Origin of the sequence: Salinibacillus aidingensis, from assembly GCF_039522525.1 — a bacterium.
Classification (GTDB): Bacteria; Bacillota; Bacilli; order Bacillales; family Alkalibacillaceae; genus Salinibacillus; species Salinibacillus aidingensis.
This window is the reverse complement of sequence record NZ_BAAADO010000001.1, coordinates 651,556-672,208: the sequence shown is the minus strand read 5'-3', so window position 1 is coordinate 672,208 and position 20,653 is coordinate 651,556. Positions and strand designations below refer to the sequence as shown.

The 20,653-nt window shown below is 40.4% G+C and carries 21 protein-coding genes; 19 read left to right on the top strand and 2 right to left on the bottom strand.

Annotation, left to right across the window (positions count from 1 at the left end; all coding sequences use genetic code 11):
• Positions 1 to 31 precede the first annotated feature (31 nt).
• From ezrA to ABD006_RS03490, 6 genes are all read left to right on the top strand, one after another.
• The gene (gene ezrA / locus ABD006_RS03515) at positions 32 to 1,738 is read left to right on the top strand and encodes a septation ring formation regulator EzrA (protein WP_343837577.1); all 1,707 of its coding nucleotides are present in this window, start codon (positions 32 to 34) and stop codon (positions 1,736 to 1,738) included.
• Between the two features lie 5 nt (positions 1,739 to 1,743).
• Positions 1,744 to 2,052, top strand: coding sequence for a hypothetical protein (locus tag ABD006_RS03510; protein ID WP_343837575.1), 309 nt, complete (start codon positions 1,744 to 1,746; stop codon positions 2,050 to 2,052).
• Positions 2,053 to 2,227: 175 nt separating this feature from the next.
• Entirely contained in the window at positions 2,228 to 3,367 is a 1,140-nt protein-coding gene (locus ABD006_RS03505; protein ID WP_343837573.1) for a cysteine desulfurase family protein, read from the top strand.
• Positions 3,368 to 3,373: 6 nt separating this feature from the next.
• A complete protein-coding gene (gene thiI / locus ABD006_RS03500; protein WP_343837571.1) occupies positions 3,374 to 4,576 on the top strand; it encodes a tRNA uracil 4-sulfurtransferase ThiI in 1,203 nt (400 codons plus the stop codon).
• A gap of 93 nt (positions 4,577 to 4,669) precedes the next feature.
• Positions 4,670 to 4,882, top strand: coding sequence for an alpha/beta-type small acid-soluble spore protein (locus ABD006_RS03495; RefSeq protein ID WP_093136201.1), 213 nt, complete (start codon positions 4,670 to 4,672; stop codon positions 4,880 to 4,882).
• Positions 4,883 to 5,065: 183 nt separating this feature from the next.
• Positions 5,066 to 6,661: an amidohydrolase gene (locus ABD006_RS03490; RefSeq protein ID WP_343837567.1), complete on the top strand. Its 1,596-nt coding sequence runs from the start codon at positions 5,066 to 5,068 to the stop codon at positions 6,659 to 6,661.
• Positions 6,662 to 6,747: 86 nt separating this feature from the next.
• On the opposite strand, the gene ABD006_RS03485 is transcribed toward ABD006_RS03490, so the two are convergent.
• Entirely contained in the window at positions 6,748 to 7,551 is an 804-nt protein-coding gene (locus tag ABD006_RS03485) for an NAD kinase (protein ID WP_343837565.1), read from the bottom strand.
• A gap of 97 nt (positions 7,552 to 7,648) precedes the next feature.
• Here ABD006_RS03485 and ABD006_RS03480 point away from each other — a divergent pair, with 97 nt between their 5' ends.
• The 7 genes from ABD006_RS03480 (at position 7,649) to ald (ending at position 14,244) form a co-directional block, all read left to right on the top strand.
• Positions 7,649 to 8,305, top strand: a complete 657-nt coding sequence (locus tag ABD006_RS03480; RefSeq protein WP_343837562.1) for a DUF2953 domain-containing protein — start codon at positions 7,649 to 7,651, stop codon at positions 8,303 to 8,305.
• Between the two features lie 24 nt (positions 8,306 to 8,329).
• Positions 8,330 to 8,917, top strand: coding sequence for a GerW family sporulation protein (gene ytfJ / locus ABD006_RS03475; RefSeq protein WP_343837559.1), 588 nt, complete (start codon positions 8,330 to 8,332; stop codon positions 8,915 to 8,917).
• Between the two features lie 77 nt (positions 8,918 to 8,994).
• Positions 8,995 to 9,486, top strand: a complete 492-nt coding sequence (gene tpx, locus ABD006_RS03470) for a thiol peroxidase (protein ID WP_343837557.1) — start codon at positions 8,995 to 8,997, stop codon at positions 9,484 to 9,486.
• Positions 9,487 to 9,581: 95 nt separating this feature from the next.
• Complete coding sequence (locus ABD006_RS03465) at positions 9,582 to 10,568, top strand: class I SAM-dependent methyltransferase (RefSeq protein ID WP_343837555.1); 987 nt, start codon at positions 9,582 to 9,584, stop codon at positions 10,566 to 10,568.
• A gap of 183 nt (positions 10,569 to 10,751) precedes the next feature.
• A complete protein-coding gene (locus tag ABD006_RS03460) occupies positions 10,752 to 11,942 on the top strand; it encodes an acetate kinase (protein WP_343837553.1) in 1,191 nt (396 codons plus the stop codon).
• A gap of 291 nt (positions 11,943 to 12,233) precedes the next feature.
• Entirely contained in the window at positions 12,234 to 12,992 is a 759-nt protein-coding gene (locus ABD006_RS03455) for an SDR family oxidoreductase (protein WP_343837550.1), read from the top strand.
• Between the two features lie 136 nt (positions 12,993 to 13,128).
• A complete protein-coding gene (gene ald, locus ABD006_RS03450; protein WP_343837548.1) occupies positions 13,129 to 14,244 on the top strand; it encodes an alanine dehydrogenase in 1,116 nt (371 codons plus the stop codon).
• Positions 14,245 to 14,541: 297 nt separating this feature from the next.
• Here ald and ABD006_RS03445 read toward each other — a convergent pair whose 3' ends face one another.
• Positions 14,542 to 15,639 carry a M24 family metallopeptidase gene (locus ABD006_RS03445; RefSeq protein ID WP_343837546.1) on the bottom strand — a complete coding sequence of 366 codons (1,098 nt, stop codon included), beginning with the start codon at positions 15,637 to 15,639 and terminating at the stop codon, positions 14,542 to 14,544.
• Positions 15,640 to 15,908: 269 nt separating this feature from the next.
• Here ABD006_RS03445 and ABD006_RS03440 point away from each other — a divergent pair, with 269 nt between their 5' ends.
• The 6 genes from ABD006_RS03440 to ABD006_RS03415 all read left to right on the top strand — a co-directional run bounded on the left by ABD006_RS03440 (position 15,909) and on the right by ABD006_RS03415 (position 20,612).
• Positions 15,909 to 16,418 carry a DUF4178 domain-containing protein gene (locus ABD006_RS03440; RefSeq protein WP_343837543.1) on the top strand — a complete coding sequence of 170 codons (510 nt, stop codon included), beginning with the start codon at positions 15,909 to 15,911 and terminating at the stop codon, positions 16,416 to 16,418.
• A 52-nt stretch (positions 16,419 to 16,470) separates the two neighbouring features.
• Positions 16,471 to 17,142: a PspA/IM30 family protein gene (locus ABD006_RS03435; protein WP_343837541.1), complete on the top strand. Its 672-nt coding sequence runs from the start codon at positions 16,471 to 16,473 to the stop codon at positions 17,140 to 17,142.
• Between the two features lie 142 nt (positions 17,143 to 17,284).
• Complete coding sequence (locus tag ABD006_RS03430) at positions 17,285 to 17,920, top strand: DUF4247 domain-containing protein (protein ID WP_343837539.1); 636 nt, start codon at positions 17,285 to 17,287, stop codon at positions 17,918 to 17,920.
• 17 nt (positions 17,921 to 17,937) lie between these two features.
• A complete protein-coding gene (locus ABD006_RS03425; RefSeq protein ID WP_343837536.1) occupies positions 17,938 to 18,330 on the top strand; it encodes a DUF350 domain-containing protein in 393 nt (130 codons plus the stop codon).
• A 7-nt stretch (positions 18,331 to 18,337) separates the two neighbouring features.
• Complete coding sequence (locus tag ABD006_RS03420) at positions 18,338 to 19,888, top strand: polyamine aminopropyltransferase (protein WP_343837534.1); 1,551 nt, start codon at positions 18,338 to 18,340, stop codon at positions 19,886 to 19,888.
• A 43-nt stretch (positions 19,889 to 19,931) separates the two neighbouring features.
• Complete coding sequence (locus ABD006_RS03415) at positions 19,932 to 20,612, top strand: metal-dependent hydrolase (protein ID WP_343837532.1); 681 nt, start codon at positions 19,932 to 19,934, stop codon at positions 20,610 to 20,612.
• Positions 20,613 to 20,653 lie beyond the last annotated feature (41 nt).

The window sequence follows — 20,653 nt, the reverse complement described above, 5'->3', positions numbered from 1 at the left end:
GAAAGTGGAACCTGAGATGGGAGGCTTTTTAATGGAATACATCATTGGAGCCATACTTTTAATCATCATATTCATTATAATAGGTCTCATCCTGCGAAAGAAAGTCTATGATCGTGTTGATGAGTTAGAAGAATGGAAATTGGCCGTTATAAATAAAGATGTGACTAAACAATTATCAAAGATTAAAGATCTGAATCTGTCAGGAGAAACCCAGACTCGATTTGAAAAATGGAGAGATGACTGGGATTATATCGTGACGAGAAAAATGCCTGACCTGGAAGAGGATCTGTTTGATGCTGAAGAGGCTGCTGACCGCTATTTGTTCCGTAAAGCAAAACGTATTTTAGACCATACTCAAAAAACCCTAGAAAAAACGGAACAATCAATAGACCAGATGTTTGATGAAGTGGAAGAATTAGTAAGCTCTAAGGAAGACAGCCATAAACAGGTAGAGGAAATCCGTCCGCGTATTAAAGAAACAAGAAAGTACCTTTTACAAAACCGTTATCAGTTTGGTAAGGCTGATATTGTATTTGATGTGGAATTAGATGAAATTGAAGAGGAAATTTCACAATTCGACGATTTAACGGTTGATGGGAATTACATAGAAGCCCAAAGCCTGGTGCAACAGGTGAGTGAACGGCTAAACCTTCTTAATGATAAAATGCAGAGTTTTCCTGCACTATATCACGCCTGTAAAATTAAGCTTCCCCAGCAGTTAGATGAGTTAACGAGTGGTTTAAAAGAAATGAAGGATTCAGGCCATGAATTGCAGCATTATGGGTTTGAAAAAGAAATCCAGGACTATCAGGAACGTCTTCTTTTATTATTGGATCGATTAAACCAGGGGAATCTTGAAGGTGTTGATCAGGAAATTCTTGAAGTGGAAGAACGCATTCAGGAAATATATGATCAATTAGAACAGGAAGCATTAGCCAAGCAGTTTACGGAGAAGAAATTAAAGGTTATGGAAAATGAACTTTTTCAAATGGACAAAAACCTGCAGGAAACCAAATCGGATGTGAAGACCCTGCAGGAGAATTATGAGTTTACTGAGGAAGAACAGGAAACACTGGTTTCATTGGAAAATCAAATGAATCAGCTGAAGCTCTTAGCGGATAAAATTCAAAGCGAAATGGAAAAGGATAAAAAGCCTTATGCAAATATTCGCGGGGATCTGGAAAACTGGTTATCTCAATGGGAAAACATTCGTCAGGAGCATGAGTCATTTGTTGTGAGAATTCAGTCCTTAAGGCATGATGAAATTCAGGCGAATAAGCAAATAAATCAGCTTCTGGGAGAAATGGGACAGATAAGGAGAAATCTGCAGAAAAATAACCTTCCTGGTGTCCCTGAATATATTTACGAAGCAATGAGTGAAGTGGCTGTAAACATAGATGAAACTTCAAAACAGTTAAACCAGCACCCTTTAAATATGGAAAAGATTAATCATCTATTGGGCAAAGCAGAAAAAGACACAGAAATGGTAAAGGAACAGACAGAATATTTAATTGAGCAGGCGAAGTTGTCTGAGTATGTTATTCAATATGCGAACCGGTACAGAAGTCAATATCCGCTGCTGGCCGCTAAATTATCAGAAGCAGAGTCTGCCTTCCGCAATTGGGACTATGAAGTGGCTCTGGAAACAGCCTCAACAGCACTTGAGGAAATTGAACCAGGTGCACTGCAACGCTTAGAAGGGTTCCTGAACGAGGAATTAACGGCTGCGAGGAATTGAATAAGATGAAAAGAATTCTTATGATCATCCTTTCCATTTTCGCTGTTAGCATATGGATATTTACCATAATGGTTATAGCTGCACCTGATCAGGAACCTAATCGTTTTGCTTCATTCCATGAAAAAGTTAAGATGAATCAATCTCATAAAATCATAACTGATCGTTTTCAAAATACCTTAAAATCGTCTGCTGCGGGTAGCGAAGATTCCTCTCCTGATAACCCTGCATTAACGTATGCTTGGGTTGAGGAGCAATCAGTAGACCGGGTGGCTTCTATCGATCAGGTGTTACGTCTTTTAGATGAGCGTAAATGAAAGAGTCTGACCTTGTAACATCACAGGTCAGCTTTTTTATGGCTTAGGGAATTGTAATATTGAAGCTCTGGGACAAATGAGTTTCAGCTTTTGTGCACTCCTTTTTTACTTTTATTGTTAACAAGGGTGTGGTAAGATTAATGATTGCAAAATTGGTTTAAAGGAGAAATGACTCATGATTTATTTAGATAATAGTGCGACAACAAGCCCTTATCCTGAAGTGCTGGAGAGTTTCAGAAAGGTTTCAGAAACTTACTATGGGAATCCGTCTTCCATTCACCAATTTGGAGGAGAGGCAGAAAAACTGCTGAAAACATCTAAAAAACAAGCGGCTGACCTTTTAAAAGTAAGTGAACAGGAACTGTTTTTTACATCAGGGGGTACAGAAAGTAATAATACGGCCATAAAAGGGATTGCGCTCAAGCATCAGAACCGTGGACGCCATATTATTACGTCCCAGGTGGAGCATCCTTCCGTCCTGGAGGCCTGCGCGGCATTGGAATCATTGGGCTTTCGTGTCACGTATCTATCTGTAAATCATGAGGGAAAGATAGATCTGGATGAACTGAAAAGAACCATAGATGGTGAAACGATTTTAATATCAATCATGCATGTAAACAATGAATTGGGTACCATTCAGCCGATTAAGGAAATTGCAGATTTGGCTGCTAAGTATCCTAAACTGTTTTTCCATGTAGACCACGTGCAGGGGTTAGGAAAGGTGCCTCTTGACCTGTCCCATCCCGGAATTGATTTATGTTCCATGTCCAGTCATAAAATTCATGGTTTAAAAGGGACCGGGGCACTATATATTCAAAAAGGAACGACGCTATTTCCACTATTACATGGAGGAGGACAGGAATCCTCCCAACGTCCAGGTACTGAAAACCTGGCGGGTATAGTGGCCATGGTAAAAGCAATGAGATTAACTATGGAAAAACAAAGACATTCTTATCAGCATCTTGAGAAATTGTCAGCTATCATTCGCACGGCTTTACATCAGGATCATCGAATTGTGATTAATTCCCCAGAGGATGGAGCGCCGCATATTTTAAACTTTTCGGTACCCAATTTTAAACCTGAAGTAGTGATCCATGCTTTGGGAAAGGAAAATATATTTATATCCACAAAGTCGGCCTGTTCTTCAAAGCACTCGGATGAAAGTGCAGTCCTGGCAGCATGTGGATGGGGAGAGGACCGTTCTCATTTCGGATTAAGAATCAGCCTGTCCTATCAAAATACAGAAGAAGAAGTCCGTGAATTCTGTAAAACATTTATTCATGTTTTGGATCAATTAAACAATGTAATGGGGTAGATAATAATGCAATATGATCATATCGTCATCCGTTATGGCGAATTATCCTTAAAAGGCAAAAACAAAAAGCAATTTATTGGCCAGCTTAGAGAAAATCTAAAGCAAAAGCTAAGGCCATTTTCCAATATAAAACTGTTTCAGACACGTGACCGAATGTATATAAAATTAAATGGGCAGGAACACGAGCCTGTGATTGAAAAGTGCCAGGAGGTTTTTGGTATTCAATCCCTGAACCTGGCGATTCGGGTCGAAAACTCCATAGACCAAATAAAAGAAGGCGCTTTGTGGGCTCTTAGGGAAGAAAAACAGGCTAAAACCTTTAAAATTACTACCAAACGTCCAAATAAAAACTTTGAAGTTTCTTCACAGGAAATGAATCAGATTCTGGGAGGTCATCTTTTATCCAATACAGATAACCTTACCGTTGATGTTCATAACCCTGATGTTGAAATACGTGTGGAAATTCGGCACGACGCTGCGTATATTATGGCTGGAAAAATTCCTGCTTCCGGTGGGTTACCAGTAGGCACAACAGGTAAGTCTCTTTTGCTGCTGTCAGGTGGAATTGACAGCCCTGTAGCTGGGTATCTTGCGATGAAACGAGGCGTACAAGTGGAGGCTATTCATTTTCATTCTCCACCTTATACCAGTGATCGGGCCAAGCAAAAGGTATTGGACCTGGCTAGGGAATTAACAAAGTTTGGCCATGAAATTCGTGTACATGTTGTACCGTTTACAGAACTTCAGCAAAAAATATTCCGTGAAGTTCCTGAAAATTACGGAATGACCGTTATGAGAAGGCAAATGATGAGAGTCAGTGAGCGACTGGCCGAGAGGGAAAACATTCTTTCATTAACAACAGGGGAAAGCTTAGGTCAGGTTGCCAGTCAGACAATGGAAAGCATGAATGCGATTAATGAAGTGACCAATTATCCGGTTATCAGGCCGCTGGTAACCATGGATAAAGTGGATATTATTGATATCTCCAGAAGGATTGGAACCTATGAAACGTCGATCCTTCCTTATGAAGATTGCTGTACCATTTTTGTTCCTAAACAGCCAAAAACAAGACCAAGCCGGGAGAAAATTCATCAGTTCGAGCATCATGTGGATTTCACTCCGGAGATTGAGAAGGCGTTAGATGGCATAGAGACCATTACATTAACTGAACACGACCAAACAAAATCAGAGTTTGAAGATTTATTATAAGGCGCCAAAGTAAGAAATAAATACCAGTACTTTTTTTGCATGAGGTTCACCTTACCTTCACATCATAATGGGTGACAAGGAGGTGATTCCATCATGGCAAATAACAATAGCCAAAACTCAAACCAACTTGTTGTACCTGGCGCTGAACAAGCACTTAACCAGATGAAAACAGAAATTGCACAGGAATTTGGTGTACAGCTGGGAGCTGATACAACCTCCCGTGCTAATGGTTCTGTAGGTGGTGAAATCACAAAGCGCCTTGTAAGTGTAGCTCAACAGCAATTTAGCGGACAACAACCACAATAAAATAGGATATAGCTACGAAAGGGGCAGGTTTACTGCCCTTTTCTTGTGTTTAAAATAAGAATATTATTTATCCGTAACAGCTAAAAGTTGCGACTTCTATGATTGTTTTACTATACTTTAACCAATGTTTTATCACTTTAAGCAGTTTAATGGATATTCAAGTGAAGGAGAGGAGAGACACGAATGGGAAAGTTATGGTTTGGTGGTACCATTTACACCATGCATGATCCAGGTGAAACCGTTGAGGCCGTTTTCACCCAGCAAGGTCAAATTGTTGATACAGGGACAAGGGAATATCTGGAGAAACTTTATAAAAATCAGATAACTGACAAGCATAACTTAAAAGGTCATGTGATGTATCCTGGTTTTACAGACAGTCATCTACATATTATTGGCCATGGTGAACGATTGCTTCAACTGGATTTAGCGTATGCAAAGTCACCTGAGGAGGTCCTGGAATTAGTACAGAGAAAATCTGAGGAACTTCCTGAAGATCAGTGGTTAATTGGTGAAGGATTTAATGAAAACAACTGGAGCGATCCCAGAATCATACATCGATATGAGTTGGATGAAATTTGCCCGGACCGGCCGGTTATGCTGACGAGGATTTGCCGACATGCGATTATTGCAAATACGAAAGCGATGGAGATAGCAGGTATTACATCTCAAACTCCAGAACCGGATGGTGGCATCATTGACCGTGATCAGCAGGGAGAGCTGACTGGATTTTTTAAGGACACGGCCCAGGAGTTAATAAAAAGCCATATTCCTGAAGTAACGACAGGATATCTGGAAAAAGCCATTCACGCAGCAGTAGAAGATTTGGTGAGGCATGGAATTGTCGGCGGACATAGCGAGGATTTGAATTATTACGGAGGCTTCAAACGAACCTATGATTCATTTGCAAGAACCATTGATGGAGAAAGACACAAGTTTCGGGCAAATTTATTAGTACATAATGGTGTTATTGAAGAAATGGATGAAAATCATTTGAGTTTTAACCAGGGGACAGACTGGATTGAATTGGGAGCCATGAAGATTTTTGCTGACGGAGCATTTGGCGGAAGAACGGCCTGGCTGTCAGAGCCATATGCTGATCAGCCTGATGAGTTTGGGGTTCAAATCTACTCCGAGGAGCATATGAAAAAACTGATGAAAAAAGCAAGGAAACGGGAGATGCCGGTTGCGGTCCATGCCATTGGCGATCATGCTGTTGAAATGGTTGTGGACATGATTGAACAGTTCCCGCCACCTGAAGGAGTTCGTGACCGTATTATTCATGCTCAGTTAGTCAATCCCGCATTAATTGAGCGAATGTCAGCTTTAAATATCATTATAGATATTCAGCCAACCTTTGTTGCCTCAGACTTTCCGTGGGTTCTGGAGAGAATTGGAGAAAATCGATTGCCTTTTGCATATCCATGGAAATCCTTTATAGATGCAGGAATTGTCTGTGCAGGGGGCTCCGATGCACCTATAGAAGAAATTGACCCATTAGAGGGGATGGCTGCGGCAGTAAACCGGGTTTCCACTTTAAATGGACAGGTTTATGGTGAACAGCAATGCTTAACACCATTCGAAGCTGTATCCTTATATACCACAGGGGCAGCTTATGCCATTGGAATGGAAAATCAGCAGGGGAAGATTGGGCCTGGTTTTAAGGCAGATTTTACTGTTCTGGATAAGGATCTGTTCTCTATTGATCCGAGGGAAATTCCAAACGCCAAGGTTCAGCAGACCATTATAGACGAAACCGTCGTTTATGAACGGCATGAATAATCACAGCGAAACAGTCCTTCACCCTCTGTGAAGGACTGTTTTGCTTCCAATAATATGCTATTGGGCCTTCATAACGTATGAAGGCCTTACAGAAACGTTCTTTTTACTCGATCCCAAAATGTGTTGTTTTTTAGCTTGATGGTCTTTATGTGTTTCTTGCTCAGGGACATATCCAGGGTTTTAATGTTGCGAATGGAATAGGCTTCATTGTCCAGGCCGATAATAGGGTAATCATTTCCGTCCTGGATAATTTCAAAACGTAACGTGCGGTCTCCGCTAAGAATAAAGGAAGCCCCCAAAGTACGGTAACGATTGTTGTTCAGTGAAGCGAGCTCTGTGACTTGAAAGCCCTGAAGCTTAGGGTCCATAACTGCTCCGTTTGAGGATTTGTTATAGCCTGTACTTCCTGTTGGAGTAGAAACAATTAACCCATCTCCCCGAAATGTTTCAAAGAATTGATGATCAATAAAAACATCCAGTACGAACGATTTTATGATGGAAGAACGAATACTTAATTCGTTTAAACAATTAAACTGTGACTCATCATTATTTACGGATACGTTCAGAATCGGGAATCTCCGTACCTCCAGATCCTCGTTCATCATGATATGCACCATTTCGTCAAAAGAATTCAAATCAAAATCACAGTAAAGTCCAGCTTCATCATCATTCTTTATGCCCATGTATAAACAATCCTGACGAAACCCGGTTTGACGAACAGCTTGTAAGAATGCGCCATCCCCGCCAATACTAATGATTATATTGGCATCCTCAGAATTTTTGACAATCTCAAATCCATTTTCTTCTGCAATCTGAACGAAGGGCACAAGCTTCTTTTCCACGGAACTGTCCTTTACATAAAATAAATAAATATTTTTTCGTGTATCCATAAATCTCCCTCCTGCTTCTATCTGTCCTATTTCCATGATACACCATAATAATGAAATAAAACCAAATAAAACGAGTATTCGTTTAAATCCGTCGTGAATGGAAAAGAATAGTAAAGAGGTGAGTATGGTGAACTGGTGGGTACTGATCCTGATTATCCTGGCTGTTTTGGTTTTATTGATGATTTTATTATTATGTACAAGGATTTACATTTCGATTAGCTACACCCATGAGAAGGATAATGACCTTTTAACGATACAACTGCAATTCTGGAGGTTCATCCGTATTCACCGTCAGATGTCTTTTGATGATGTGAAGGAACAGCCTGCTTCGTTTCAGAAAAGGAATCAGGATGAAGAGGAAAATGGTGAACAAAGCAAGGTATTTCATCGCTTTCAGAAAGTGAAGAACCGATTTGAATCCATTAAACAGGCTTTTCCCATTGCAAAAGAGTTTGTTCAGAAAATCAGGATTTCCGAATTTTACTGGAGTACTCATATAGGTATTGAAAATGATGCTGCCATAACTGGCGTGATTTCAGGGTTATTATGGAGTGTAAAAGGCAGTTTAGCCGGTTTAATGTATCAGCATATGAACGTATTAGCCCCGCCTCAAATTAATATTCAGCCGAATTTTCAAAGGGATTTAATCAATACTCACCTGCAATGCATGCTTTCCTTCCGAATTGGGCAAGCTATGTACGCCATACTGCAAATTGCCCGGAATCAAAATCAGAATGAACAAATGAAGGAATAGAATGTTCAGAAAGGAGTCGAAACAATGGCAGAACATCCAATTCAGGGACTCATGACAACTGCTATGGAAAATTTAAAAGAGATGGTCGATGTCAATACCATCATTGGCGACCCGATTCAAACTCCGGATGGGAAGACAGTCATTCTACCTGTTTCAAAAGTAGGCTTTGGATTTGCAGCGGGTGGCAGTGAATTTAATGCACAGTCATCTTCTCAATCTGACTCTGATGACGAGAGTGATAGTGAGAGTAGCAGCGGTGGAAGCAGCAGTGGCAGCCTTCCTTTTGGGGGTGGAAGTGGTGGAGGTGTTTCAATCACCCCAATCGCCTTTGTCATTGTAAATGAAAATGGTGCACAAATGGTTCATTTGGATCAGCAGACACATCTCTATGAACGTATTCTTGATTTAGCACCTCAAGCTGTTGACAAAATTCAGAGTTTATTAAAGTCTCAATTAGGCAGCTCTGATAAAAAACAGGGTGACAAAAAGAAGCAACAGAACAGTAAGCAAAAAGGCGAAGAGGATAAACAAAAAGATGAGGAAAAGAAACAAGGAGAAGAGGAAAAAAGCAAGGAGGACGGAGGCAGTAATACACCGCCAGATACGTTATAAGTTTATGATTAGACAAATGAGAACCATGCCTTCATAATAAATATTGAAAAGAAACTTTGATGAGGAGGAGAGACGAGATGGCAAATGTTACGTTTGGTGGAGACCCCGTTACTTTACTGGGGGAGGAAGTGAAAGTAGGAGATCAGGCCCCTGACTTTACAGTGTTAAACAATGATCTTGAGGAAAAATCTTTAAAGGATTTTGCCGGGAAAAAGATTATCACTGCAGTTCCTTCCCTGGACACGGGCGTATGTGATGCAGAGACCCGTCGTTTTAATGAAGAGGCAAATAACCTGGGCGATGTTACTATACTGACCATAAGTATGGACTTGCCTTTTGCTCAAAAACGCTGGTGTGGTGCTGCAGGAGTTGAAAATGTCATCACGCTGTCTGATCACCGGGATGCTTCTTTCGGTCAAGCTTATGGAGCATTAATCAAAGAGCTTCGGTTATTAGCAAGATCAGTATTTGTTGTGGACGAGAACAACAAAGTAACATATGTAGAATATGTTTCAGAAGTAACTGATCATCCAGACTATGAATCCGCTTTGAAAGCAGCAAAGGCATAATAAAGCATTAACATACATAGCTCCCGGCTCTTGGTTAAGGCCGGGAGTTGGTCTGTCATTATACATAGAATCAGAAGTGAATTGAGGGATAGGATATGGATCAGGAAAAAGTAGAGAAGCTGTTTAAATGGTTTGATGAAACAACCACGATCATTGAAAAAGAAGAGAACATTCCTTATTTAGATGGATTGGCTGAAGCATGCGGGCTGCTCTTTAGCGGGGATGTAGCTGAAGAGATCGAGGAGCCTTTTAAACAGACCCTGCTTAAACAAATTCAAGCTGAGAAGTTAGATGATTATTCTAAAGAGGAAATTCGAAAAGCACTGCAATTAGCGATTCTGAAGGGAATGAAAGGAGCAACACAGCAGCAGCATTATATTACACCGGATGCAGTGGCCATATTCATGGGCTATTTAGTGAACAAATTTATGGGCCATAAGAAAGAACTGAGAATTTTTGACCCTGCAAGTGGAAGCGGAAATCTGCTGACTGGTGTCATCAACCAGCTTTCACAAAAAATTGAGGCATATGGCAGTGAAGTGGACCCAACACTAACTGAACTTGCTTATATGAATGCAAATTTACAGGAACATGAAATTGAGCTGTTCCATCAGGACAGTCTGAGAGACCTGTTACTGGAACCTGTGGACGTCGTTGTTTCGGACTTGCCTGTAGGATATTATCCTGACGATGACAATGCTAAATCCTTTCAATTAAGAGCAGAAGATAACCAGCATTCCTATGCGCATCACCTGTTTATTGAACAGTCCTTACATTATACATTGGCCGGTGGGTATCTTTTCTTACTCATCCCTAATTTTCTGTTTGACAGTGATCAATCAGACAAGCTTCACGAATATTTAAATGAACAGGCACATATTCAGGGAATCATACAATTGCCTATGTCCATGTTCACCAGTGAAAAAAATGCAAAAAGTATTTTTATCCTGCAGAAGAAAGGAATTGAGACAAAAAATCCAGGCAAGGTTTTAATGGCTCAATTGCCGTCATTTAAAGATGTACATGCGATGGATCGTAAGCTAAATGAAATTGATCAATGGTTTAAAAATGACAGAAAATAAAAACATTCGGCTGAAAGCGTACTCAACAAAGGTTCTTTCTTGTGCTTAGAATATTAGTATTTTAAAGTATGTATGGTACCTGAATAGAATAGATTCCTTATTTAGCTTTTTCTTCCATCAATGGAAAAAGGTTAAATGGGAAAGGTAAAAGTGAATTTCTAATTACAAGAGGAGTTGAGTACTGTGAATAAGGTGTTAGCCATTAATGCTGGCAGCTCTTCGTTAAAGTTCCAATTAATCGAAATGCCAGATGAAACGGTTTTAACGAAAGGACTTGTGGAGAGAATCGGGCTGAACGATTCCGTCTTTACAATTGAAGTAGATGATGAGAAGGATACAGAAACAAAGGATATTGCAGACCATGAAGTAGCTGTAAAAACCTTATTAGAGAAGCTGCTCAATACTGGTGTCATTCAGTCCTATGATGAAATTGAGGCGATTGGGCACCGGATTGTACATGGTGGTGAAAAATTCAATGATTCCGTCCTTATTACGGAAGAAGTGATAAAGGAAATAGAAGAGGTATCTGAACTGGCTCCATTGCACAATCCTGCTAACTTAGTAGGAATTCGTGCCTTTCAGGAAATTTTACCGAATACGCCTGCAGTGGCTGTATTTGATACTGCTTTTCACCAGACTATGCCAGAACAGTCTTACCTGTATAGCTTACCTTATGAATATTATGAAAAATATGGAATCCGTAAATATGGCTTCCATGGTACATCCCATAAGTATGTATCACAACGAGCTTCAGAGCTATTAAATGTACCACTCGAAAATCTTCGTCTGATTTCCTGTCACTTGGGAAATGGTGCAAGTATAGCAGCTATTGAGGGTGGAAAATCCATCGATACTTCAATGGGCTTCACACCATTGGCAGGTGTAACTATGGGAACCCGTTCTGGTAATATTGACCCTGCTCTCATTCCATTTATCATGGAAAAGACAGGAAAAAGTGCGGATGAAGTCATTAATGTATTGAATAAAGAAAGTGGTATGCTTGCTTTATCCGGTTTTTCCAGTGATTTAAGAGATATTGAAGAAGCTCAGAAAGAAGGCGATCATCGCGCAGGTTTAGCCCTTGATGTCTTTGCAGGTCGTATCCATAAGTATCTCGGTTCTTATGCGGCTAGAATGTCCGGTGTGGATGCCATTATCTTCACTGCTGGAGTAGGTGAAAATAGTGTAAGCATAAGGGAGAAGGTCCTGAAAGGTTTAGAATTTATGGGTGTTTATTGGGATCCGAAATCAAATGATGTACGCGGCAAAGAAACGTTTATTAATTACCCTCATTCTCCAGTAAAAGTGATCGTCATTCCGACAAATGAAGAAGTGATGATTGCAAGAGATACAGTACGCTTGTCAAATCTTTAGGAAAGATGATAAATTTCCCCGGAAATAAAATTGGATTTACAGAAATAGGAATGGCTTACTCAGGGTAAGCCATTCCTTTTGTTTAAGGACGTACAACTAACACCAGAGGACAAAGGAGATCGAAAAGTGGACTGAGTAAAACAGACAGATAAATGTATCAGTTATCGTTCAATTTCCGTCCGTAAAACACTTTTCCCGGCCTCACTTGTTTTCTTCTGTTTCAATATAATGATAAAATAGTGATACAGAGTAAATTTTGGAATTAGAAATTGTAAGTGATGGAGGATGAGTATGAGACATGCCATTGTTACAGCGGGAACAAAGGGCTTAGGAAGAAAAGTAACAGAATCCCTATTGGAAAAGGGCTATTCTGTAACGGCAACATACCGCAATGATAAGGAAAAAGCTAATCAGTTAGCTCAGCAATATGAGTCATGTCAGGATCGATTGCAGATTGTGCAGACAGATGTTCAGAATCCTGATCAGTTATCCCTGCTGATACAGCATGCTATGGAGCGTTATGGAAGAATTGATTTTCTTATTAATAATGCGGGTCCTTACATATTTGAGCGAAAAAAGCTTGTTGACTATGAGATAGAAGAATGGAATCAGATGATCAGGGGAAATCTTGATGCTGTTTTTTATTTGTTAAAAGAGGTGTTGCCGATTATGAGAAGACAGCATTTTGGCCGCATCATCAATTATGGTTTCCAAGGGGCAGCTGATGCACCTGGCTGGATTTATCGGTCTGCATTCAGTGCGGCTAAAGTGGGCCTTGTTTCATTGACCAAAACGATTGCTTACGAAGAGGCTGAAAACGGAATTACATCGAATATGATTTGTCCGGGAAATATCATGGGTAAAATGAAAGAAGCCACTATTTCGGAGAGTCGTGAATCGTTTGATGAAAATACCCCGATTGGACGCTCCGGTACAGGCGAAGATATTGCCAGAGCCATTTTATTTTTGTGCGAGGATTCATCAGATATGATTACAGGCTCTGTTTTTGATATAACGGGCGGAAAGGACGTTATTCACCGGCATTTATAATCTATTTATTTTCAAAGAAATAAATGGTAGACTTCATATAGTGAAAAGGCTTACAAAACATAAACATTTTACGCTCCAAGTCATGATGGTAAGCTGAAAGGACTATAAGTAAGGGCTTAAGGAGGAAGAGGAAAAAATGAAAATTGCTGTACCAAAGGAAATAAAGAATAATGAAAATCGGGTAGCATTAACCCCGGCAGGTGTTTTAGCATTAAAGAATGCCGGCCATCAAGTATATATTGAAACGAATGCAGGCACAGGCTCCGGTTTTTCAGATGAGGAATATGAACAGGCAGGTGCGGTTATCGTATCTTCTGCAGAGGAAGCATGGAATAAACAGATGGTCATGAAAGTAAAGGAACCGTTACCGGAGGAATTTGACTATTTCCATGAAGGGCTCATTTTATTTACATACTTACATCTTGCGGCAGAGCCCGAGGTAACAAAGGCTCTTATTGATAAGAAAGTCGTGGGAATTGCATACGAAACGGTTCAATCCAAAAATGGGTCCCTGCCCCTTCTTACACCTATGAGTGAAGTTGCAGGACGTATGGCAGCACAGAGTGGTGTGCAATTTTTAGAAAAACCTAAAGGAGGAAAAGGAATTCTGTTAGGAGGAGTACCAGGTGTAAGCCGTGGAAAGGTGACCATTATCGGTGGTGGTGTTGTAGGTACGAATGCTGCGAAGATTTCCGCTGGTATGGGAGCCGATGTTACGATTCTTGACTTAGATCCTGAACGCTTACGTGAGTTGGATGACATTTTTGGCAGTTCTGTTCAGACCTTGATGTCTAATGAGCTTAACATTGAGGAAGCTGTAACAAAATCTGATTTAGTGATTGGTTCTGTCCTGATTCCAGGCGCAAAAGCACCTCAATTGATTTCAGAGGATACGGTGAAATCAATGAAAGACGGCTCAGTTATTGTTGATGTTGCTATTGATCAGGGAGGAAATGCTGAAACGTCTGACCGGATTACAACTCATGATGATCCTGTATTTGAGAAGCATGGGGTATTGCACTATACAGTGGCTAATATGCCGGGTGCAGTTCCAAGAACATCAACCATTGCTTTAACAAATGTTACTGTACCGTATGCTCTTCAAATTGCGAACAAAGGATATGTTCAGGCTTGCCAGGATAATCAGGCTTTACAAAAGGGGATTAATACATTAAAAGGATATGTAACCTATGAAGCCGTAGCACAGGCACATCAACTGGAATACTCTCATATTGATAATTTATTAAAGTAAGGGAAGGAAGTCACGGCTAGTTGCTGGGCGCTGGAGCCGGACGTGGCCTCTACTGATTACTTATTCACAAAACAGCTAATTTATAATTTGCTATACCAAATACAAAGGCTGACCTGGGGAACAGGTCAGTCTTTTTAACCTTCATATTTTGCTGAGTGTGCGCCTCCGCTTTTCTCTGTCCAGCTATGGGGCCTAGACCCTCGCTGATGTAAGCAAGCCCCACTACGCGGCTGGAGCCGCTCCATGGGGCTTGCTTACACAGTCGGGTCTGGACAAGGCCCCTCCGCTTTTCTACCTCTACCCAATAATTTGCAGGTCTTTTGGATAGGATGTTAGAATTTCGGGGCCTTTTTTTGTCATGAAAATATCATCTTCAATTCTTACGCCACCAACTTCGGGAATATAAATCCCTGGTTCTATGGTAAAGCACATGCCTTCCTTTAATGGAAGAGTGTTATTTCCGCTCATGGAAGGATGCTCATGTACATCAATTCCCAGTCCATGGCCAATACGGTGCATGAAGTACTTCCCATAACCTGCCTGCTCAATTAAATGTCTCGATGTTTTATCTATATCACCGACGGGTTTTCCAATTTCGCAGGCATCAATAGCTGCTTTTTCAGCCTTTAGAACGGTGTTGTAAATCTTTTCCTGTTCAGCAGTTGCATGCTTGTATGCGACCGTTCTGGTGATGTCCGAGCAGTAGCCTTCGTATACCACACCTAAGTCAAACAGGACAAAGTTGCCAGGCTCAATTTTTTGTTTGCCTGGATTTCCGTGAGGGGATGAGGTTTTGTCCCCCGCTAACACGAGTGTGGAAAAGGACATTTCTCTGACCCCTTCACGTTTTAAGGCATATTCAATCTCAGCCACAATTTCCATTTCAGACTTTCCTTCTTCAATGGCCTTAACTCCGGTTTTCACTCCAAAATCGGCAAGCTGTGCTGCCTGCTTCAATAACTGAAATTCCTTTTGATCTTTTTGTACACGCAGCTGATTCAGGAGTTCGGTTGCATCCTTTATTTCAGTATTCGGAAAGGATTGGGCAACAATTTCGCCACGGCTCAGGGACAGGTTCTCTTTTTCTACTGCTATACTTCCAGGTACATGCCCGGTTTTTTCTACATAGTTTTTTAAGAGTAACCATGGGTCTGTGTCATCGTTATAGGATAAAATATCTTTAGACCAGCCGGCTGCTATTGCATCCTTTTCCTCCATTTCAGGAAGGATAAGCAGAGTATGACCCTTTTGATCCACATATATGGCAACTAACCTTTCATGTGGGTCGGTTAAGTAATTGGAAAAATAATAAATGTTTGCTTTTGATGTAATCAATGTACTATCTATTTGCTCCTGATTCATTTGCTTCAATAGATGATCGATTCTGTTATTCATTGTGTATCCTCCTTCTTAATTAGACTTTATCAATGATTCCTTAAAAAATAAAGGCTGGCCGATTACGTTATGTTGCAATATGAACGATGGTGAACGAAAATTGTTACAGGATTTGTTACTCATCAGTGGGGGATGGAGAACCCCCCCACTGATGGAAGTTTCACTTTATAAAAAGTTTAGTTCTTTTGAAACCATGATGGATTTTAAACCGTATATGAATTGTACGACTGTTAAAGGTCCCCTGATCACAGTTAAGTGAGGTGAAAGGTTTGGGAATCTTTTCTAAGCTATTTGGAAAAAAAGATAATAAACCGGAAATTGAAGAAAGAACCGTCCTGAATATGAAGGTTGGTGATATTGTTACTTATGACCTGGAAGATTATGAGGTTACCGGTAAAATTGATTATCGGGATTCCGGCTATAAATGGACGGCTTACCAGCTCCTTAAGGGAAGAGATTCTATCTGGCTATCGGCTGAAATGGATGATGAACTTGAAGTAGGCATTTATAAAAAGATTCAGCTGCCTGTGACGGAACCTTTTCCAAAAACATTGGAGTATGAAGGAACGACTTATTATTTAAGTGAAGATGGTCAGGCACAGGTGACAGGTTTTGGCAGAAGCGAACCTTTAAGTGGTCGTCAGGTGCATTATGGGGACTATATTGACGATGAGGAGGAGAATTTTTTAAGTGTAGAGAATTGGGGACCGGAAATCGAAGTGAGTGCAGGCTATCCAATAAAGGAATACGAAATTAAAATTATTGCTGGTTCCCATTAGGAAAATGATCATGATTATATAGTCATATAAAGATTTTGAAGGAGGACTTGAAATGTTTAAATTTTTTAAGCGTATGAAAACCGTTGTTAGTTCAGAATTAAATTCCATGTTAGATAAGGCAGAGGATCCGGTTAAGATGCTGGATCAGTTTATGAGGGATATGGAAGAGGATATTCGGGAATCCGAAAGTGCCATTGCGAAACAGATTGCGAATGAGAAAATGCTGAAAAGAAAATATGATGATGCACAGGCAATGGTGGATAAACGCCAAAATCAGGCTGAAACGGCTATTGAGTCAGGAAATGAAGATTTAGCACGCCGGGCATTGGAGGATAAGAAGAATCATGAACAGCAGGCCGAACAGTTAAAGGCTTCCTGGGAAAGGGCCAAACAGGATTCCGACAATTTACGTTCCAAGCTTGACGAGATGAAAAGTGAGTATCGGGAAATGAAGCTTAAAAAGGATACCTTAAAAGCCCGTGCAGAATCAGCGAAAACTCGTACAAAGATGAACAGAACCATGTCTTCTGTGGGGAGTGATGAGTCGAGACAGGGCTTTGAGCGAATGGAAGAGAAGGTACTGAAATATGAAGCTGAAGCGGAAACAAGTGAGGACCTGTCCTCAGAAAGCCGCTCGCTGGATGATGAGTTCAAAGAGCTTGAAAAGAACAGTGATGTTGATGACGAGCTTTCCGCTTTAAAAAAGAAATTAGGCAAAGAATAAGACATCAGGTTTAATAGCCATGATCACTTTAAGTGGTCTGGCTATTCTGTTTTCAGTGTGATACGTTCTATTTAAGCAAAATTTTACTTAAGACCTGTCTCATGTGATGAAAGGACTTATTTCATAGAAAGGAGGGGATGTTTTGAAACGGTATGTGTTTTTAATTATCCTGAGTCTCCTTTTTCTTTCCGGATGTGGAAGCCTTGGACTTAATCGGGGAATGTCAGGAGCTGAACTGGATCAGCAGTCCAGGGAGCAGGTGGAAGAAAATATAGGAGGACAAACATATGCGGATATCGAAAGTTTGTTAGAGGATAACTTTACACTGGTAGATGTTATTTCGGAAGGCACAAATGAGAGTACAAGAATCTATGCGACCAAACAATTTACAATGGATGAACTTTCATCATTAGTACAGCAGGGATCAGATCCTGAAGAGGTCAGTGATGTACAGGATCAAAAACAGATTTTTATTTATCAGGATGATATACTCACCCTGCAAATGGATGAAAATGAAGATGGTTTATTACTTATGGAGCTTGCAACAACCGAATTTGTCCGTAATCATTATTCTCCTAATTTTTTCAACGGATTTTTTGCCTTATGGTTACTTGATGATGTTTTAGATGTGGATGATTGGGCGAAAAAACGTACCAGACGCTGTGCTGGGGGAGACTGCTATGGCGGATATATGAATTCGAAAAAATATCGTTCAGGAGATGTTGGATCATTCCGGGGCTTCTTTTCAAGAGGTGGAGGTCCGGGCGTAGGAAAATAAAAGGAGGAGCGTTCATTATGGAACCTTTTTTATACACTTTTTTATACTTTGTCATTGCAATTCTGGTTGTCATTGTTGGTCTTGTAATTTTTGAACTGGTCACAAAATATAAGGACTGGGAAGAAGTACAGCAGGGAAATAAAGCAGTTGCCTTATCTATATCAGGTAAAATCATAGGGATATGCATTATTTTAGCCTTTGCGATTTACGAAAGTATACATATAGGGGAGACAGTGATCTGGGGAGCCTATGGTGTGCTGCTTCAATTGATTGCTTACTTTATTTTTGAGGGATTAACACGTAAGTTTTCAGTTGAGGAAAAGCTGAAGGAAGGCAACGTGGCTGTAGGAATTGTTTCCTTAGCCGTTTCTATTGGACTAGGATTTACCATCGGAGCGTCAATTACGTAATAGTGTGGTGGAACAATTGAATGCAGAAAAAAAGAGCAAAATGATCTATTGGGCATCAGGTATCGTGTCGATTTGCGGGATTATATTTGAGGTTATATTTGGTGCCCTGGGTTCTTACATCATAGGAGATGGCGTAAAACAATACACCCTGACGATTTCATTGTTTTTAACAGGGATGGGGATTGGTGCAAGCTTAAGTGAACGACTGAATAAAAATTTAATTCTCTCCTTTGTATGGATAGAATTTATGGTAGCTGTATTTGGTGGCTTTTCCAGCTTCACAATGTTTGGAGTTACAGCCTTTCTTCCTAATGGAACGGAGTCGTTATATTTATATTTAATTACCCTGATTGTCGGAGGGTTAACAGGTGTCGAACTCCCTGTTTTAATTCGTAAAGCCAATCAATTGGGGGTAACATTAAATAAAAGTACCGCCCGAGTACTATTTTCCGATTATGCAGGAGGACTTATAGGCGGACTGCTATTTGTCTTCTGGTTACGCCCTGGATTAGGGATGGTAAAGAGTGCATTTTTCGTCGGCTGTATAAACTTAGGTGTAGCATTATATATTTTATGGATTTTCAGAAATGAAATCAAAGGCTGGAAAAAGCATGGATTCGTGGGTGTTTTTATCGGAGTACTGCTGGTTGGGGGCTTATTTTTTGGCGAAAAATTAGCTTTTTCGTTTGAGCAAAAGATGTATAAGGACCCGATTATTTATATGGAAAATACCCAGTATCAAAAAATTGTGTTAACCAAAGAGCAAGGAGATACCCGGTTATATCTTAATGGCAGTCTTCAGTTTAGTTCTGCAGATGAATATCGTTATCACGAGGTGCTGGTTCATCCGGTGATGTCCCAGGCAGATCGCCATGATGATATTCTCGTTTTAGGTGGTGGGGACGGATTAGCCATTAGAGAACTATTAAAGTATGAGGAGACAGGAGACATTACATTAGTAGATTTGGATCCGGCAGTCGTTGAATTAGCCAACAGCAGCTATCATCTGCTGGAGCTGAATAAAGGGGCATTAAAGGACGACAAAGTAACGGTCATGCATAGGGATGCGTTTGAGTACCTGGAAAAATCAAAGGAATTTTTTGATGTAATCATCGCTGATTTGCCGGATCCGAATAATGAGAGCTTAAATAAATTATATACCAAAGAGTTTTATTCACTCGTCCGGAATCATTTAAAGCCGGATGGAGCAATGATGGTTCAGGCTACAAGTCCTGTGTTTGCACCTGAAGTATATTGGACCATTTCAGAAACCCTGTCGGCTACAGGGCTGAATGTGGAAAACTTCCATGTGGATGTTCCAAGCTTTGGTAATTGGGGATTTGTCATGGCAAGCAGGGAAAATATAGATGTGAACCAGCTCCAGGTTAAGGCTGATACCCGCTTTTTAACAACGGATATGCTTTTAAGTCTTACCCGATTTGGCAAGGATGAAGATCAGGAAATCATTGAAAATGGAAAACCTGTTACATTGGAACCAAATACTCTGATTGATCCTCATTTACTTGAAAAATATGAAGAGGCATGGATAAACTATTAATAGGGAATGTTTTCCTTAGATATTAAAGAGAAGGAGTGGTAAAATGAAAGTTTCATATCATGGACATTCAGTCGTAAAACTGGAGGTTGGAAACAAAACCATTTTAATTGACCCATTCATCTCAGGAAATGACCAGTGTGATTTAAATGCAGATACTGTAAAAACCGATGTTATTTTACTTACCCACGGACATAATGACCATGTGGGAGATACCGTGTCTATTGCAAAGCGCAATGATGCCCTGGTTCTTGCTCCCGTAGAACTTGCGGATTATTTGAGTTCACAGGGGTTAAACACTCATCCTGCTAATTTAGGGGGAAGTCAAAGCTTTGATTTCGGAACTGTTAAATTAACGAAGGCCTTTCACAGTTCCAGCTATACGGATGAAAATGGAACCGTCCACTATACCGGAATGCCTGCAGGAATATTATTTTATGCAGAAGGAAAAACCATTTATCATGCCGGAGATACGGGCTTATTTTCCGATTTAAAATTAATAGGAGAATTAAACGATATTGATTTAGCCTTTTTACCTATTGGAGATAACTTTACAATGGGTCCTGATGATGCTGTTATCGCTGCAGAATGGATTCAGGCCAAACAGATCGTTCCAGTACATTACAACACCTTCCCGGTTATTCAGCAGGATCCAAACGCTTATGTAGAAAAACTCAAGTCGGGTACTGGTAAGGTAATGAATGCCGGAGACGCGCTGGAATTATAGGACTTTTCCCTCTTGCTAATAGCAGGAGGGATTTTTCTTAC